Raw genomic sequence first — 17,547 nt, forward strand, 5'->3', positions numbered from 1 at the left:
TAAATGAGCGTTTTAGTAAACAAAGATTCTAATATTATAGTACAAGGTTTCACTGGTAGTGAAGGAACATTCCACGCTGGCCAGATGATTGAATATGGTACAAACGTAGTAGGTGGAGTAACACCAGGTAAAGGTGGACAGACTCACTTAGATAAGCCTGTTTTCAACACTGTTTCTGAAGCGGTTGAGAAAGTTGGAGCAAACGTAACTATCATTTTTGTGCCACCAGCATTTGCTGCAGATGCAATTATGGAAGCTGCAGACGCAGGAATTGAAGTAATTATCACAATTACTGAAGGGATTCCAGTAGCTGATATGGTAAAGGCTGCAGACTATATTAAAGATAAAAACTGTCGATTAGTAGGTCCTAACTGTCCAGGTGTTATCACTCCAGGAGAAGCAAAAGTAGGTATCATGCCAGGTTTTGTATTTAAAAAAGGAAAAGTAGGTATTGTTTCAAAATCAGGAACACTTACTTATGAAGCATCTGACCAAGTTGTAAAACAAGGTTATGGAATATCAACAGCTATCGGAATAGGTGGAGATCCTATCATAGGAACTACAACAAAAGAAGCTGTAGAATTATTTATGAACGATCCAGAAACTGAAGCTATCGTTATGATAGGAGAGATAGGTGGCCAATTAGAGGCTGATGCAGCACAATGGATTAAAGCAACTGGTAACAAGAAACCGGTCATAGGCTTTATAGCAGGAGAAACTGCTCCAGCTGGTCGTACTATGGGGCACGCAGGTGCTATTGTAGGTGGATCTGAAGATACTGCACAAGCTAAAAAAGCGATCATGAGAGAATGTGGAATTCACGTTGTAGATTCTCCAGCAGAAATAGGTAAAAAAGTAGCTGAAGTAATAGGCTAATTTTTAAATCATATGGTCTAGACTTTTCTTTTATGAAGAGAAGTCTAGACTTTTTTAATTGAACCAACTATGAAATTACTTGAAGGTAAAACGGCTCTTATTACAGGAGCTAGTAGAGGTATAGGTAAAGGAATTGCACAAGTCTATGCACAGCACGGAGCAAATGTTGCATTTACATACAGCAGCTCTGAAGCACCTGCCTTAGAATTAGAAAAAGAACTCATCGCACTAGGCGTTAAAGCCAAAGCTTATAAAAGTAATGCTGCTAGTTTTCAAGAATCACAAGACCTAGTTGTACAGGTTGTTGAAGATTTTGGGACTGTTGATATATTAATCAATAATGCAGGTATTACAAAGGATAATCTTTTAATGCGTATTAGTGAAGAAGACTTTGATCAGGTAATAGAAGTGAATCTAAAGTCTGTGTTTAATATGACTAAAGCTGTTCAACGTACGATGTTGAAAAAGCGCTCAGGTAGTATTATAAACATGAGTAGTGTCGTAGGAGTAAAAGGTAATGCTGGACAGACTAACTATGCCGCTAGTAAAGCAGGAATTATAGGTTTCTCAAAATCTGTAGCGTTAGAACTAGGATCTAGAAATATTAGATGTAACTCTATTGCTCCAGGATTTATTGAGACAGAAATGACTGGTAAATTAAATGAAGATGTCGTTCAAGGATGGAGAGATGCTATTCCATTAAAACGTGGTGGCTCTCCAGTAGATGTTGCAAATGCGTGTGTATTTTTAGGTAGTGATCTTTCAACTTATGTGACTGGTCAGACTCTTAACGTGGATGGTGGTATGCTTACCTAGTAAATAGATTGATTATATGACAATATTTTGGATTATTCTTGCGGCTATTGTTGCAGCCCTTGTAGCCTTATTCCAGTATGGTTATATATTTTCTAATAAAAAAAATAATAAAAGAAAACCGTGGTTTGCCTTATTAAGGTTTCTCACGGTTTTTACTATTTTAATTCTTTTTTTAGACCTTAAGTTTGATAAAACAACTTATCAAACTATTAAACCATTATTATTATTAGAACTTGATAATTCTAGTTCTATAGTCCAATTAAAAGCTGATGAAGAATTAAAAGCAGATTACAATTCTTTAATCAATCATCCATCTATAAAGGAAAATTTTGAAGTTCAAGAATTTCTATTTTCTGATGTTATTAAACCATTAGATAGTTTAAAATTCGCTGGTGTTGAAACTAATATCTTTAACGCTATTGAACAGCCACAAAAATTATTCAAGGATCGTAATAAAGCCATTATAATCCTTACCGACGGTAATCAAACTAGTGGTAATAGTTATAGCTATGCTTCTATTGATGCAAAATCTGCTGTTTTCCCTGTGATTTATGGGGATACTACAAATTATCCTGATCTTAAGATCACTCAGCTCAATGTTAATCGGTACTCTTATTTAAATAATGAATTTCCTGTAGAAATTTTCACAACTTATAGTGGATCAGATGCTATCACTACTCAGTTTAAAATAACGAGTGGAAATATGACTTTGCATCAAGAACAAATACGTTTCTCTAAAGACAACCCTTCTCAGATTGTTAACCTTAATCTAACGAGTAAAAAAGTAGGTACCCAATCTTTAAAGGCATCGCTCACACCACTAACGTTAGAGAAAAACATAAGCAATAATAATCGCAATTTTGCTGTAGAAGTAATTGATCAACAGACTAAAGTATTGATTTTAAGTAACGTCTTACATCCAGATATTGCAGCCCTCAAAAAAGCGATAGCTTCAAACCAGCAGCGTGACGTTAGTATTCAAAATACAGACGATAATCCAGATTTAAATGACTATAACATGGTCATTTTTTATAGTCCTGATAACGCTTTCGCGAAAGCGTATAACCAAGCCAAACAGCTTAATAAAAATACATGGACTATTACAGGACCTAGTACGGATTATGAATTTTTAAATAGTCAGATGACCGCTTATAGTATTGAAGTGGATGAAGAAGTCGATGAGGTACAACCCATTTTAAATACATCGTACACAACTTTTAATTTAGAAGACTACAGTTATGACGATTATCCGCCGGTACAAGTTCCCTTTGGAGCAGTAAAGATGAATACAGCACCTGATGTTTTAATTTACAAATCTATAGGTGATGTAGAGACACAACAGCCGTTGTGGTTTACTTATGAAGAAAATGAGACAAGACACGCAGTGTTTCTTGCTGAAGGATTCTGGAGATGGCGAGCACAAAGCTATCTGGACGAAAAAGATTTTAAAAATTGGGATGAGTTAGTAGGTAGTCAGATACAATACCTTGCTTCAAATAAAAGGCGTAATCGATTAGAACTTGATTACAAGACTTTTTATTATCAAAACCAAAAAATCATTATTAATGCTCAATACTTAGATAAGAATTATGAGTTTGAAGATAATGGTATACTCAATATAACATTAATTCATAAAAAATCTAACAATCGTACGGTAAGACCTTTTATTTTAGATGGGAATAGCTATACAGTGGATTTAAGTGGATTAGAAGCTGGTGATTATAAATTCACCGTTAAGGTAGAAAATGATCAATTGAGTCAAAGCGGTGCGTTAAGTATTTTAGAATTTGACGTAGAAAAACAATTTATCAGCGCACATGATCAAGGTATGAAAAAATTAGTGGGCATTGATGGAGTTTATTATCAAGGTCAGATAGAAGATGTTATTACTCAATTATTAAATAATCCTCTTTTAAAACCTGTGGAACGTTCTAGTACGAGCTATGCTAGTTTAGTAGATTGGCAGTATTTACTAGGTTTCATTCTTTTGTTATTAGGTCTAGAATGGTTCTTAAGAAAATACAGTGGTCTTATATAAAAAGGTATTAAACACCTACAATTCTAGATTTTAGTTATACAGCTTTTTAACTAGACATTGCCATCAATTCATTTGTTGTGTTGTATTTTAACACTTCAAAACTAAATTTAGATTATAATGGAAAAATTACCCAAGGCAGGATTAGTTGCCATCATAGCAGTTGTTTTATTAATCATTGTTATTCTTAAAAGTTCTGTGGTAATAGGAGCAGGACAAGCAGGTGTTTTATTTAAGACTTTAGGAAATGGTGTAGATCTTGAAAATACATATGGAGAAGGTTTTCACATCATCGCGCCGTGGAATGATATGATTATATATCCAACTAGACAGCAATCAGTGTCTGATAAAATGCAGGTTCTATCAGTAAATGGACTGGAAGTAAAAGTAGATGCTACTGTATGGTTTCAGCCTGAATATGATAAATTACCATTTTTACATCAAGAAAAAGGTACTCAATATGAGTCTGAAATTCTTGCTCCAGCTATTAGTGCAGCAGCGCGTAGTGTTGTCGGTCGTTATACACCAGAGCAATTATATTCTAGTAAAAGAGATGTCATCCAACAAGAGATTCTTGAAGAAGTGCAAAAAGAGCTTAAAACTCAATATGTCATTGTGAATAGAGTTTTAGTAAAGGATGTTACTTTGCCTATTAAAATTAAAGAAGCTATCGAGCGTAAGTTAAAGCAAGAGCAGGAATCATTAGAATATGAATTCCGATTAACTAAGGCAACTAAGGAAGCAGAACGTCAAAAAATTGATGCCGAAGGTAAAGCGGTTGCAAACCGTATTTTAAGTGCCTCACTTACAGATAAGATTTTAACTGAAAAAGGTATAGAGGCAACACTGATGCTTTCTCAATCTCCTAATTCAAAAGTTATCGTAATAGGTGGTAGCGAGAGCGGTGGTTTACCTATTATACTGGGAAATCAATAAGTAAATAAGCAAGTAAAATAAAAAAAGCGCAAATCGTCAGATTTGCGCTTTTCTATTTTATGACTTTTAAAGTTTGAGAATTATTTCTCTTTATTTTTAAGCTTTAATAGTGCAGCAGCTTGACCTTTCCAATCATCTCTATGTATACGTCCTGGAAAAAACTCAATAAGTGTGGTTATTGCTTCGGTATCCTGATCGCGTAGTTTTGAGAGTTGTTCATAACTGTTTATCCCTATACTTTTAAGTTTTTCTTCTACGAAAGGACCGATTCCAACAATCTTTTGGAAATCATCGGAACGTGAAGGATTGCCTTTACCTATGAATTCTAGGTCTAGAACACTTTCAACAATCTCAGTTTTAGCATCATCAGACAATTTACCAGTTCGATCTCTAGTCTTCATAGCACGCACTTGACCAGGTTCACTTAAATCTGATATTTCGACACGTTTTTCTACACGGTCTAACTTGCGTTCTACTTCTCGCACTTGTGCAACAACCTGTTTAACTTTATCATTAACAACTTGTTTTTCATCCTTTTGATTACCAAAAAGATATCCAATTAAAAACGCACCTAGTAACATCAAAAAGAGAACTAAGTATATACCCCATTGGGAATTTAAAAATGACTCCATATCTCTATTTTACGATAACTACTATACTGCGATTATTGCCAGTGGCACCAGAAGATTCTTCTCCTTTTGATATAGAAACAATACGATTAGACGTAATTCCATTTTGTATCATTAGACGTCTTGCTGTGTTAACATTATCCTTTCCTATGTTAAAGTTGTCTGTTGCATTACCTACAGTATCCGTATATGCATATACATAAACTTTTTTACTAGGATTTTCACTTAAATAGTTCTCTATATCTTTTATATAGGCTGTAAAAGCTCTATTGCCATAAAAGAAATCACCTTGATATCCTTTAGTAAATCTCTGATAAGCATATGGTCCTGATCCTGCGGTAACAGATGGTTTTGCTGCCGTTACTATAGTAGATTTTGTAGAATTACTGATTGAAGAATTCTCATTTATGTTTAGTACTTGAATATCTATTCCACCTTGTGCAATACCTGATTTAAATGGGATATCTTTTATGGCACTTTTAAGTGTAATTTGATTGTCGTTCACACCTATGTTAGTTAATAGTCTCTTTACATATTGTGCTCTTCTCATTCCCATATCTGCATCTTCTGTAGATGAGGCATAACCATTGATTATAATTTGAGCTTTAGGATTAGTATTGATAATTTCCTTCAATTCATTACCATATGCTCTACAAGGATATGGTATTTTGACTTTAGGGTTGTTTTTATAAATAGTGGTAAAGGTGGTACAATTAGTTAATTGATTTCCATGTTGATCGGTGATTATAAAAGTATTGGCTTCATAAACTGTTGTTTCTTTATTGTTTAAAGCCATGTTTGATTCATCATTCAAATCATGCTGTACCGTATCTGTATCTATAATATTGTTTTCTATTGGGATAAGAGAATCTTCACTGGTCAAAATAGAATTAGTCATGGCTTTTGCAGCAGCTATTGAATCTAATTGTTGATCTAGGGTAGTATTGGTTGAAGGAGTGGAATCGATTTCAATTGCGATTAATTCATCGATAATCGGTTCTTCTTCAATAATATTATGGTCTACTAAGTTCGTATCATCAACAGATAGTCGACCTATAAAAAAATAGCCGAAAACAGCTAAGCATAAGCCTGCGTAGACTATAAAGGCTAATGTGCCTGTAAAAAAGTTCTTCACTAAATTAAATTTAACGCTAAATATAAGAAACCTAGACCTTTGATAAACAAATGATTCATTCTACTTATGTAGGAATTTATCACGTAACTCTTCCGTAGGGATCATACAGCTCTCTTGCTTTCCAAACCATTTATATCTATTTCTGGCTATATAATCATAGATAGCATTAGAGATAAACTTTGGAATTATGATTAAAATATAAAGTAGAGGCCACAATCCACTCAATTTCTGAGCAATGTGCAAGGCAGCACTTGCTTTAACATAAGCACGTTCACCACGTATTAAAACTATACTATCGACCTCTTCAGGATCGATATTATGTTTTTTTAAATATAGGACACCTATATCGCTTTCTAAAGCAGCAAACCTGAAATGATTTTTACGGTCTCTTTTAATAATAAAAGTTACGGCGCCATTGCATAAGTTGCAAACACCATCAAAGAGAATCACATCATTTTGCTTATTCTTCATTATACCTTTTCTAATTGTTCTACAGAAACAATGGTAGTAAACATGCCATAATTAACTGTAGCCTTTCCTTTTTCAATCTGATCTATTGTTCCTACAGATTTTGAGTCCAGTAAGCGTACGCGATCATTCTTTTTAAGTGTTACCTTAGGTTTAGGAGCAACAACAGGCTTTGGGTTTTTCTTTTTCTGTTCCCTAATTTTTGCAACCTTTTGGATAACCTCATTTTCTAGTTGCTTCTTTTTACCTTGTTCTTGCTTGTGCTTTTTTGCCTCAGTTTTTTTAGGTGCTGGCTGGCGTTTTACGTTTTCAGTGATGACCATCTTCATAAGCTCATCAACTAATAATTTTTTCTTTTTGTTATTTGAAAAATCCTTAGCCAGTCCGTCAAATTTCTTCCCTAACTGTATATAGCGTTGATAGCTATCATACATTTCTTGGAAGTCCAGTAATTTTTGCTGCACACGATCTTGAGTATCGTCTAACTTATTAACTTTTTGAGTGGCTTTAATCTCACGTTCTCTAAGAGCCTCATTGTTTTTACGCAAATTAGAGCGCTCTTTTTGTAATGCAGCGATAGATTTATCAAATCTTATTTTACCGCGCTCTACTTTCTTTTTTGCTTTATTGATAAGCGAGTAGGGTATACCATTCTTTTGCGCTACTTCAAATGTAAATGAACTACCAGCTTCCCCTAGTTGTAATTTATAAATAGGCTCTAGTGATTGCGCATCAAAAAGCATATTTGCATTAGTCATCTCTGGCAATTCATTTGCCAGCATCTTTAAGTTCGTATAATGTGTGGTGATGATACCAAAACTTTTACGGCTATAGAGTTCTTCTAGCATACTTTCTGCCAGTGCGCCACCTAGTTCTGGATCTGATCCTGTACCAAATTCGTCAATAAGAAACAGCGTTTTATCATCGGCCTTTTTAAGAAAACCTCGCATATTTTTCAAACGATAGCTATAAGTACTCAAGTGATTATCGATACTTTGATTATCACCTATATCAGTAAGAACATGCTTAAATATGCTCATTCTACTTTTCTCATGAACTGGAATTAAAAATCCAGCTTGTATCATCAATTGTAATAAACCTATTGTTTTAAGAGTAATGGATTTTCCACCAGCATTAGGTCCTGATATCACAATGATGCGATTGTCTGCTTTAAGACCTATGGTTTGTGGATAGGTTTTTTCATTTCGCGCTCTATTAGATACTAGCAATAACGGGTGATAAGCATCAACTAATTCTAGTTCTCGATGTTCTACCATAATAGGTAAAAGAGCATTGATGGATTGTGCATATCGAGACTTTGCCGCGATAATGTCTGTGTGAGTTAAATAATCTCTATAAATCTTAAATTCTTCTAGAAACGGACGTAATGTCTCTGTTAGAGCTTTAAGAATACGGTGGATTTCTTCTGCCTCTTCAATTTCTAGTTCAGCAAGCTTTCGCGAAAGCGTTAACACACGTTCTGGTTCGATATAAGAAATGCTTCCCGTTTTAGAACTTCCCATTACCTTACCTTTTACTTTACGGCGGTACATGGCTTTAACGGCTAAAACGCGACGGTTTTCAATCACCGTTTCACGGATTTCATCGAGATAATCCATTTGAGAGTAATGACTGAGTGCTGCGCCAAAGCTACCATTGAGCTGGCCTTTAACACTATTCATTTCTCTTCTTAAGTTTTTAAGATCAGGTGATGCGTCATCTTTAACCTCACCAAAACGATCTAGAACAGCGTCTACTGCTTGTGGGACATATTCATTCTTTTCTATCTTCTCCAGTCTAGAAAATAGTTTAGGAAATAAAAGCTGCTGCTTTTTAAAGAAGGTAAGATGTTCATTTACAGTACGTGGCAGTACTGCTAGTTTACGAATACTGTCTTTTTCTAATGTCGAATTTTCTATACCTAGTAATTGCAATTCCTTCTCTATAGGGTCAAACCCATGATTAGGTATGCGGTACTCACTAGCATACGATTGTAAATACTCATTTGTATGTTGTAAAGAGTCTTTAACCGCATTGCGATAGGTAAGTGGCTCAAGTAAAAGCATGTTTTTCTTACCATCTGTTGTGGTGCAAAAAGAAGATGCCTGATCCAACACTACGTTGAATTCTAAATCTTGAATGGTTTTATTGGAAATTTTACTCATAATTGTTATACAAAAATACACTAGCACAGTGTAGTAGTCGCAGGTTTTAGAATTAATTATAAGTAAGTTTTATAATTATAACTTAAGGATCTATTTTGATCTGCGATTTACAAATTGTTTTGTATGCCTTTATTACAACAGCTATTTTTTTAAATTTGAAACTATGGAAGTATCAATAGAAAGCAGCTGGCAAAAAGTACTACAAGATGAATTTAATAGTGATTACTTTAAAGAATTATCTGAGTTTGTAAAAGCAGAGTATTCAAATCAAATCGTTTATCCACCAGCTAGTAAAATCTTTGCGTCTTTTGATGCGGCACCTTTAGATCAAGTTAAAGTGGTCATCATAGGTCAGGATCCTTATCATGGTGACGGACAGGCAAACGGTTTGTGTTTTTCAGTTGCTGATGGAATCGCACATCCTCCATCACTAAAGAATATATTTAAAGTGATAGAATCTGATCTTTCCTTACCTATTCCTGAAAGCGGAAATCTAGAACGATGGGCAAAGCAAGGTGTACTATTATTAAACGCAGTTCTTACAGTACGAAAATCTGATGCTGGATCTCATGCAAAAAAAGGTTGGGAACGTTTTACAGATGCCGTTATTAAAACTATTTCTCAAGAAAGAGAAGATGTTATATTTCTTCTTTGGGGTGGATTTGCAAAAGGAAAAGCAAAGCTTATCGATAAGAAAAAACATCACATCCTTACTAGCGGTCATCCATCACCATTAAGTGCAAATCGTGGATACTGGTTTGGGAATAAACATTTTTCTCAGGTGAATGAGATACTTCTAAAGATGGGTAAAGAGACTATCCAATGGTAAATGAAGTCATTTAATTATTCTTCTTCATCCGTTTTGGGAATATCATAGATCAGCTCATCTAAAGCGACTTTTCTATCGATAATACCTACAGCACTAAATTCCTCATTAATTTTATCGACTGTAGAGTTCCATAATTGGTCATCACTAAATTCTGTGCGTAACAACCATTGTTGTACATCACCAACCTGTAAATCATAATGCGATGCTATAGTCCGGTCTATGGAAGGTATTTGCTTAAAATCTGCTGTATAACGATTTATGATTGCTAGCATTTTTCCTAGGACTTCTTCTTTTTCTGAAATACAATCTTGCGTTGCAGCAATAACAAAACTAGGCCATGGTGTAGCGATGGTCTCTAACCTTTTAAATATACCTTGATCGACTATAGGTTGTGTCATGTAACGTTCCCATAAGAAAAGTTGTGCTTTGTTTTGAGAGAGAGCATCAACAGCACCATCTAATGTGTTTACTAATTCAAAGCTTAGGTCTTCAATATCCCAACCATGTCTTTTGGCCAATAAATAGCTCATCAAATGAGAACCACTACCATATCTACTAATTGCAAACTTACCGTCTTCTAGTTGTTGTGTCTTTTCTGCTTCAATAGTTCCTGGCGCATGAACGCCCCATAATAGAGGAGATGCTACATACACTTGTAAAATACGAGTTGGGTTTCCTGCAATAATATCTTTAACGATTCCGTCTGTAAGAATACACGCCACATCCAGTTCTTGAGTGCGCAGTAATTTACTCATGCGTCCAGTACCTTCTGGAACATCTTGCCACTGTAAATCAATTCCTTCTTTTTCAAAGGCTCCATCTTCTATAGCAAAATGCCATGGTAGATTAAAATGCTCTGGTACGCCGCCTATCTTTATTGTAGTCATAATGAGTAAAAGTCTAACAAAGATAGATTACTTCATCCTAATGTTTACTTAATAATTTGTTGGTACTTGTAATAAATAATCACATAATGTGAATAAATAGGTGCCTTGTTCTGTTCGTGTTTCGGTAAGTATGGTATGTTTGTTGAAGGTAATTACTTATAAATACTTTGAAAAATTAATCTTATGAAATCAATATTTATACTATTGACCATATGTTTTATCACTATTTCATGCACACCAGACGATAATTTTGAAACCTTAAGTGGAGAAGCTAATGTCACATTAAATATAGATGAGGAGTTTAAAACCTTACTTAATGGAGCTGCTTACCATGAGATATATGAAATTACACGACAAGCAAATATTTATAATACGAGTGAAATAACACTTGATAATAGTACAGGAACAGACCTATATTTTTATACGTTTAAACCAGCGATGTCGTATGAAGGATCACAGTCGGTGATTATCGTAACAAAGGAATTATCAGAAAACTCATCCAACGTGAGAAGAGTTTTAACGACCACCTATAATTTTACGATCCGATAACCATCAGCTTGTCAATCCTATCTAATGATGTTTTTTTAAAAGATAAGAGTATATTTCAAATTGTGATCTAATCTCTTTTTCTTGATTATGAACCATTGTATTATCCTCATTTATAGTATGAACACGCGCTTTTACGTTGTCTGATAATTGAATGTTTAAAATATCGTCTAGTTCATTAAAGATATCTTCATCATAAATAGGTGTCAGAACTTCAATTCTTCTATCTAGGTTGCGCGTCATCCAGTCCGCACTACCTGTATAAATAAGAGGAGCTCCATTATTATGAAATTTATAAATACGACCATGTTCTAAAAATTGGTCTACAATACTGGTCATGTATATGTGTTCGCTTATTTTATCTAGACCTGGGATAAGTCTGGAAAATCCTCTAACAATTAACCTAATAGGTACACCAGATTGACTTGCTTTATAGAGTAGTTTGATCATCTTCTCATCCTCGAGCTGATTCATTTTTGCGGTGATACCACACGGTTTTCCTGCAATGGCAGCATCTATTTCATTTCTTATAAGTTCTTCAAAGGTAGAGCGAGTGGTAAAAGGTGATATCAATAGATTTTTTGCTCTAGGAATAATCATATCTCCTTGTAGCACTTTAAAAACTCTATGTAACTCTTTGGTAATTTTATTGTGAGCTGTAAATAGTCCGTGATCACAGTAAAACTTTGAAGTCTGTGCATTAAAATTACCAGTACCTATATATGCATATCGTTGTACTTTACCTTTCTCTTCTCGCAGGATTAGTAACACCTTACTATGTACCTTGATTTTAGGATAACTATAAATGACTTGAGCACCTTTTTCTTCAAAGATGCGTCCCCATTTAATATTGTTCTCTTCGTCAAATCTAGCTTTAGCTTCAATAAAAACAGTTAGTTTTTTACCATTTTCTAATGCCAGAAGTAGAGCATCTGTTAAGGCAGAATGATCTGCAACACGATATAAGGATATCTTAATTTCTAAAACATCTTGATCTGTTGCAGCCTGGTTGATTAAATTTTGCACATAGTCAAAGGACATATATGGAAAATGTACTAGTTGATCTTTTTCTTTAATAACTTTAAAATAATCCTTAGTTCCATGTAAAGACCTATGCTTAATAGGATCCAGTTTTTTAGCTTTCAAGGATTTGTTATTTGTTAAATCCGGAAATTTAATGAAATCATCAAAGTTGTGATAATTACCACCGGCAACCATGTCTATTTTTCCTAAACCAAGACTTTTCCTTAAGTTTTTACGAACTTCTTTAGGAAGAGTACTGTCATATAGTAATCTAGTAGGTTGACCATTTAATCGCTGACTTAACGACTCATAAATTTGATCTGCTAGCGTTTGATCTACATCCACCTCTTGTTCTAGATACAACTCTGCATCGCGTGATAATTTGATTGCATAAGCTCTTAAAACATCTTGTTTTTGAAACAATGTTTGTAACTGAGACTTTACAATATCATCTATAAAAGCAATCACATGCGTGCCGTCTTTTACCTTTAATGGGATAAATCTTTTTAACTTATCTGACGGTATATTTACGATGCCATAGTGATGTTCTGACATAAAAGTGACTAGAAAATACAGCTCGCTATTTTCAAGAAACACGCCTGAATCGGTAGTAGCTTTAATCGTTATTGGTTCTATTAACTCTTCTATGTGTTCTTTAAAATAACTCTGTGCTTCTTCATTATAATTCTCTATGAGCTCTTCATAAGATAGCAATTGAATACCATTTTCCTTTAATTCTGGTACAATAGACTCATAAAAGATAGCGCCCAATTCTTCTTGCTGCTCATTTACTTTTAATAATATCTCTTTGAGAATTTTATTGGGTCTTAGGGCAAGCTTCTTTCGCAGTTTCTTTTTTACCTTTTTAATCTGGCGCAACTGAGAAACACGCACTCTAAAAAACTCATCAAGATTTGAAGAAAATATACTGATAAATTTTAATCGCTCGTATAGTGGATTTGAAGAATCATTTGCTTCTTGAAGTACACGGTCGTTAAAGCTTAACCAGTTAAGGTCTCTATGTCTTATGGGATATTTAGTTTGTTTTTTCACATTTGAAAAATACAAACTCTGTTAAAGGATTTGCGTAAAAGCCTTGTTAATTATCAACGATTTGTTGTAAGGTAAATGTTATCAATTTTTCTACAATCGACTTAGGGTTTTTAGAAAATTCTCCAGTCGCTCTATTGGCTAGAATAGCATTTAAAGATACGGCACGATGTCCTAACAGACTGGACATAGCATAGATTCCCGCAGTTTCCATCTCGAGATTTGTTAATTTTTCTCCATCATAGTTAAATGATTCAATACTCGAATTTAAATGAAGATGAGCAGGCTTCAATCGCAACTGTCTACTTTGCGGACCATAAAATCCTACGTTAGTAATCGTATTTCCTATTAATACTTCATCGCTTTTAAAAATTTCAGCAAGTTGTAGATCGCAATTCACAGTATAAGGTCTTGCTGCTAGTTCTGATAGGTATAATTGTTCTGCCACCGCTTTCGCGAAAGCGGAATCACCACCATCATTGTCATACCAGTGAAATAAAGTATCAAAACCAATTCCTCGCTGTGATAATAGGAAAGAATCCACTGGAATATCAGATTGTACAGCTCCAGAAGTTCCAACTCGAATAATATCTAATTGTGTCAATTGCGATTTAATGGTGCGTGTTTCAAAATCAATATTAACTAACGCGTCTAGTTCATTAAACACAATATCTATGTTATCAGTACCAATACCAGTGGATACGACACTAATACGTTTACCTTTTAAAGTACCTGTATGCGTGTGAAACTCGCGTTTCCCTACACGGTGCTCAATGGTGTCAAAGTGTTTTGAAACTTCACCTACACGATCAGGATCACCTACCGTTATAATGGTGTGTGCTAGTTGATGCGGCTGTAAGTTGAGATGATAGATGCTTCCATCATCGTTTAATATAAGTTCTGATGCTTCTAGAGACATAATTAAAAAGTCATTGCGATTACTGAAATTTCAACGTTTACATACTTAGGTAGATTAGCTACTTCTACCGTTTCTCTGGCAGGTGCAGTAGCTTCATTAAAATAACTGCCGTATACTTCATTAACTATCGCAAAATTGCTCATATCACTCAAAAAAATGGATGTCTTTATCACATTTTCAAAGGTCATATCAACTTGTTTTAATAAACTTTCTAGGTGTTTCATCACTAGATGAGTTTCTTCTTTAAGGTCATCTATTTTTAATTCTCCAGTTGCTGGATCGATAGCGATCTGTCCACTAGTATATAAAGTTTTTTGATGTGGTGTGTCTACGAGTACAGCTTGATTATAAGGTCCTATAGGACTAGGAGCAAGGTCTGTGTATATGATTTTTTTCATTAGATAAATATAGTTAAAAATAGGAGTAGAGGCGCGTTCTAGAACTGCGGATCTGGTTGCTTACGTTGATCCCACTTAATGTCACTTAATGCACCAGATTTAATACCGATAAAGAAGAACCAGCTGTTTTGCGGTCCTATAGGAGTCCAGTTAAAACTTAATCTCCAGCTTTCTAGGTCTCGGTTAAAACGCAATGTGGTAAAGGATACACCTTTATTTGCAAAATCATATCCTGTATTACCACCGACACTCCATCGTGGAGATAGTTCTATATCACCAGATACCATTAAAGACTGATTGTTGATTTCATTTTGTCTTTGCGCATTATTATAGGTCATCGTGTAAGCAAAGTTCAAATTCCATGGTATTTTGAAACGATATCTAGTTTTGTCTATATCAACGTTTTCTTTTTCAGGTTCTCGTTGATCATAGGTAGTACCGTCGGCATAGTCTATGGATGCTCCAAAGAGATCATCTTCACGTCCACCATTTTGTAAATTTCTATTTTGTAAAGGATCGTCTGGTTTGTCATCCTTTTTATCGGTCTGTTTTTCAAAGTCTGTATTACTCAATCTAAAATTAAATCGAGCACCGGCACGCGTTAAACGGAATAAACTACCACCATTATTGATGTTGAATCGATCGATGCGTTGATTTGTATTATCTAATGCATATGGATCTAAATTTGCATCCAGATTTAAATCAATATTTTTATAAATAGGGATAACACCTCTCAATTGTAAAGGACTCCAGTTTAAAGAATCTCCTGCGAGATTGTAGGATGTGTTAACGTTAAATGATTTGATTAAAGATATCTTTTTGAGTTCGGTTTTAGTAGAATCTCTGTCTCTTACCTTTGCCTCAAGTGTATTTTGAAGACCTATACCTAAACTACTAGAATATACCCTACCAGGCGCATTATAAAGCGTACCTTCAAAACGACTATAGAAACGTTCTTCTTCAGACACGTCTAGCCCTTGCTCATCCAATAATCGATCATAATACTGTTCAAAACTAGGATTTGCACTATAGGTTACACTAGGTCTCATCACGTGTCTTATGGCCTGTATCTTAGACTCTTTATCAGTCGATTTCCAGTTACCATAAACTGTAGTTCCTATACTAGCACCATAGTTATAAGTACGATATGCGTCAAAACCGCTTACCGTATCACGTACTGTATTAAATCCTCCAGATCCGTTGTCTTCGAGAAACTGTCTATAGGTTTCAAAAACCCATGATTCATCATAACTCGCATTTAAACCAACAGAGAAGTAATTTGCTATTTTAAAATTTGTAGAAATAGGAATCGTGTGACGTAAACCACTTATGGCACCATCAAACATTTTACTGGTTAAAAAATCATCATCAGTAGTAGCAATACGATTTTCTCCTCTCAAATTGTATTGAAGGTTAATGTTATGGATTAACCCTTTTTTTGCACCTTCCTTAGGTGCAAATGGGAAAACTCTAGACACACTAGCCTGTAAAGTTGGTAAGGTCAGGTTGACTACATCTGTATTGGTGTTCTGGTTATGAGAAACTGTGGTGGTAACATTTACTTGAGGTTCACCAGGAAAAGTTTTTGAATATGAAATAGAGGAACTCAAGTTGTTTACCAGTGTGGCACTTTGATTAACTTGATTAAATGATTGTCTAAAAAATTGACTACTTCCTAGGTTTACACTAGCGCTGAAACGGCTATTAGGATTACTTTTTGCGTCCTGACTGTGTTGCCAGTTGATGTTATAACGATTGGTTTGCTGGAAGTCAGAAAAGCCTCGTTCACTTTGAATTTGATTTTCATATAAAAAACGGAAACTACCATTAAATGCATACCGTTTTCTATAGCTACTCTCGATTCTAGAACCCCAACTACCATTTGTAAAATAATCACCTAATACAGTAAGGTCAACATAATCATTGATGGCAAAATAATAACCACCATTTTGTAAAAAGTATCCTTGATTATTGTTGTTACCAAAAGAAGGAATAATTACACCACTTTTACGATCTGTAGTCATCGGGAAATATGCAAAGGGTAATCCTATAGGTGTAGGAACATCTGCTATATACATATTGACCAGTCCAGTAACGATCTTCTCTCCTGGAACAAATTTTATTTTACGGGCAAGAAAGTAATAATCAGGATTATTCGGGTCCTTAGAAGTCGTGAAAATGGCTCTTTTCATATAGTAAACAGAGTCATTCACTCGCTTTGTTACTTCGGCTTTAACATTAAACTCGCCTTGTGCTGTAATAGAGTTATAAGTAAGAGCCTTGCGTGTGTCTTTATTAAAGATAATAGAGTCTGGTTTAACGACATTTTGTCCTTGAGTAAATATCGGTTTTTGAACATAAACACCTGCTGTGTCAATTACACCGTAGGCAAAAATATCACCGGTATTCATATTCATAATAATCTTACCAGCCTCTAGAGTAATGTCACCGTATATAATTTTTGCCTCATTATAGAGCGTGATGGTATTGTTAATACGGTCAATTTCTTTATAATCTGTTGCACTAGAGATAAGCTTGTGCTCTAGGATAGGTTTACGCTTAGTAGAATCTTTAGGTTTATTAAGTTGTAAAGTGTCTAAATCTATTTCTATAGTTTCTGCAACAGGTTGTTGTGGTTTTTTATCCTCATTCTCAACTGGTTTTTCAGCAGGAATTGGGGTACTGTTATTAGGCAGCTCTTGAGCATGACAGATCAGGCTCGCTGTTAAAAAAACTATTGATAAAATAATGTACCTCTTCAAATAATGCAATCTTCAGTAAACTATATTCGTTAATAGAAATGGTCTGGTTTTTGAAACCTCAAAACTACGTATA

General features: G+C 34.7%; 15 protein-coding genes. 6 read left to right on the forward strand and 9 right to left on the reverse strand.

The annotated features are described in order from the left end of the window. Positions 1–3 precede the first annotated feature (3 nt). The 4 genes from sucD (at position 4) to IL45_RS00450 (ending at position 4,663) form a co-directional block, all read left to right on the forward strand. The gene (gene sucD, locus IL45_RS00435) at positions 4–876 is read left to right on the forward strand and encodes a succinate--CoA ligase subunit alpha (RefSeq protein ID WP_036579009.1); all 873 of its coding nucleotides are present in this window, start codon (positions 4–6) and stop codon (positions 874–876) included. 69 nt (positions 877–945) lie between these two features. Next, a complete protein-coding gene (fabG, locus tag IL45_RS00440) occupies positions 946–1,692 on the forward strand; it encodes a 3-oxoacyl-[acyl-carrier-protein] reductase (RefSeq protein ID WP_036579010.1) in 747 nt (248 codons plus the stop codon). A gap of 16 nt (positions 1,693–1,708) precedes the next feature. Beyond that, complete coding sequence (locus IL45_RS00445; protein ID WP_036579011.1) at positions 1,709–3,730, forward strand: vWA domain-containing protein; 2,022 nt, start codon at positions 1,709–1,711, stop codon at positions 3,728–3,730. A 117-nt stretch (positions 3,731–3,847) separates the two neighbouring features. Beyond that, the gene (locus tag IL45_RS00450; RefSeq protein ID WP_036579012.1) at positions 3,848–4,663 is read left to right on the forward strand and encodes a prohibitin family protein; all 816 of its coding nucleotides are present in this window, start codon (positions 3,848–3,850) and stop codon (positions 4,661–4,663) included. 80 nt (positions 4,664–4,743) lie between these two features. Here IL45_RS00450 and IL45_RS14655 read toward each other — a convergent pair whose 3' ends face one another. The 4 genes from IL45_RS14655 to IL45_RS00470 are packed head-to-tail and all read right to left on the reverse strand — an operon-like array spanning position 4,744 to position 9,060. After that, positions 4,744–5,295, reverse strand: coding sequence for a hypothetical protein (locus tag IL45_RS14655; RefSeq protein ID WP_146128691.1), 552 nt, complete (start codon positions 5,293–5,295; stop codon positions 4,744–4,746). Between the two features lie 4 nt (positions 5,296–5,299). Beyond that, a complete protein-coding gene (locus IL45_RS00460) occupies positions 5,300–6,427 on the reverse strand; it encodes an OmpA family protein (protein WP_036579013.1) in 1,128 nt (375 codons plus the stop codon). 60 nt (positions 6,428–6,487) lie between these two features. Further along, positions 6,488–6,898, reverse strand: a complete 411-nt coding sequence (locus IL45_RS00465; protein ID WP_036579014.1) for a thiol-disulfide oxidoreductase DCC family protein — start codon at positions 6,896–6,898, stop codon at positions 6,488–6,490. Next, on the reverse strand, positions 6,898–9,060 hold the full coding sequence (locus IL45_RS00470) for an endonuclease MutS2 (protein ID WP_036579015.1): 2,163 nt from the start codon (positions 9,058–9,060) through the stop codon (positions 6,898–6,900). Before IL45_RS00470 ends, IL45_RS00465 begins: the two co-directional genes overlap by 1 nt. 163 nt (positions 9,061–9,223) lie before the next feature. Between IL45_RS00470 and ung the strand changes: the two genes are divergently transcribed. Continuing rightward, positions 9,224–9,889 (forward strand): uracil-DNA glycosylase, encoded by a 666-nt coding sequence (gene ung / locus IL45_RS00475; protein ID WP_036579018.1) that lies wholly within the window; start codon positions 9,224–9,226, stop codon positions 9,887–9,889. A 14-nt stretch (positions 9,890–9,903) separates the two neighbouring features. Here ung and IL45_RS00480 read toward each other — a convergent pair whose 3' ends face one another. Further along, the gene (locus IL45_RS00480) at positions 9,904–10,776 is read right to left on the reverse strand and encodes a substrate-binding domain-containing protein (RefSeq protein ID WP_036579021.1); all 873 of its coding nucleotides are present in this window, start codon (positions 10,774–10,776) and stop codon (positions 9,904–9,906) included. 183 nt (positions 10,777–10,959) lie between these two features. Between IL45_RS00480 and IL45_RS00485 the strand changes: the two genes are divergently transcribed. Beyond that, entirely contained in the window at positions 10,960–11,325 is a 366-nt protein-coding gene (locus IL45_RS00485; RefSeq protein ID WP_036579023.1) for a hypothetical protein, read from the forward strand. A gap of 21 nt (positions 11,326–11,346) precedes the next feature. Here the strand turns inward: IL45_RS00485 and ppk1 are convergent, their stop codons facing one another. Genes ppk1 through IL45_RS00505 form a run of 4 tightly spaced genes read right to left on the reverse strand, consistent with a single transcriptional unit; the run spans position 11,347 to position 17,474 of the window. Further along, a complete protein-coding gene (gene ppk1 / locus IL45_RS00490) occupies positions 11,347–13,398 on the reverse strand; it encodes a polyphosphate kinase 1 (RefSeq protein WP_036579024.1) in 2,052 nt (683 codons plus the stop codon). A gap of 46 nt (positions 13,399–13,444) precedes the next feature. Further along, on the reverse strand, positions 13,445–14,314 hold the full coding sequence (locus IL45_RS00495; protein ID WP_036579025.1) for a nucleoside phosphorylase: 870 nt from the start codon (positions 14,312–14,314) through the stop codon (positions 13,445–13,447). Positions 14,315–14,316: 2 nt separating this feature from the next. Next, positions 14,317–14,712 (reverse strand): Rid family detoxifying hydrolase, encoded by a 396-nt coding sequence (locus IL45_RS00500; RefSeq protein ID WP_036579026.1) that lies wholly within the window; start codon positions 14,710–14,712, stop codon positions 14,317–14,319. A gap of 38 nt (positions 14,713–14,750) precedes the next feature. After that, the gene (locus IL45_RS00505) at positions 14,751–17,474 is read right to left on the reverse strand and encodes a putative LPS assembly protein LptD (RefSeq protein WP_235183302.1); all 2,724 of its coding nucleotides are present in this window, start codon (positions 17,472–17,474) and stop codon (positions 14,751–14,753) included. Positions 17,475–17,547: the final 73 nt, after the last annotated feature.

The sequence above is a fragment of the Nonlabens ulvanivorans genome (assembly GCF_000732625.1).
GTDB lineage: Bacteria > Bacteroidota > Bacteroidia > Flavobacteriales > Flavobacteriaceae > Nonlabens > Nonlabens ulvanivorans.

What these genes read in the sequence shown, in the direction of transcription:
- sucD (WP_036579009.1), top strand. Translation starts at nt 4, where the DNA reads ATGAGCGTTTTAGTAAACAAAGATTCTAATATTATAGTACAAGGTTTC.
- fabG (WP_036579010.1), top strand. Translation starts at nt 946, where the DNA reads ATGAAATTACTTGAAGGTAAAACGGCTCTTATTACAGGAGCTAGTAGA.
- IL45_RS00445 (WP_036579011.1), top strand. Translation starts at nt 1,709, where the DNA reads ATGACAATATTTTGGATTATTCTTGCGGCTATTGTTGCAGCCCTTGTA.
- IL45_RS00450 (WP_036579012.1), top strand. Translation starts at nt 3,848, where the DNA reads ATGGAAAAATTACCCAAGGCAGGATTAGTTGCCATCATAGCAGTTGTT.
- IL45_RS14655 (WP_146128691.1), bottom strand. Translation starts at nt 5,295, where the DNA reads ATGGAGTCATTTTTAAATTCCCAATGGGGTATATACTTAGTTCTCTTT.
- IL45_RS00465 (WP_036579014.1), bottom strand. Translation starts at nt 6,898, where the DNA reads ATGAAGAATAAGCAAAATGATGTGATTCTCTTTGATGGTGTTTGCAAC.
- IL45_RS00470 (WP_036579015.1), bottom strand. Translation starts at nt 9,060, where the DNA reads ATGAGTAAAATTTCCAATAAAACCATTCAAGATTTAGAATTCAACGTA.
- ung (WP_036579018.1), top strand. Translation starts at nt 9,224, where the DNA reads ATGGAAGTATCAATAGAAAGCAGCTGGCAAAAAGTACTACAAGATGAA.
- IL45_RS00480 (WP_036579021.1), bottom strand. Translation starts at nt 10,776, where the DNA reads ATGACTACAATAAAGATAGGCGGCGTACCAGAGCATTTTAATCTACCA.
- IL45_RS00485 (WP_036579023.1), top strand. Translation starts at nt 10,960, where the DNA reads ATGAAATCAATATTTATACTATTGACCATATGTTTTATCACTATTTCA.
- IL45_RS00495 (WP_036579025.1), bottom strand. Translation starts at nt 14,314, where the DNA reads ATGTCTCTAGAAGCATCAGAACTTATATTAAACGATGATGGAAGCATC.
- IL45_RS00500 (WP_036579026.1), bottom strand. Translation starts at nt 14,712, where the DNA reads ATGAAAAAAATCATATACACAGACCTTGCTCCTAGTCCTATAGGACCT.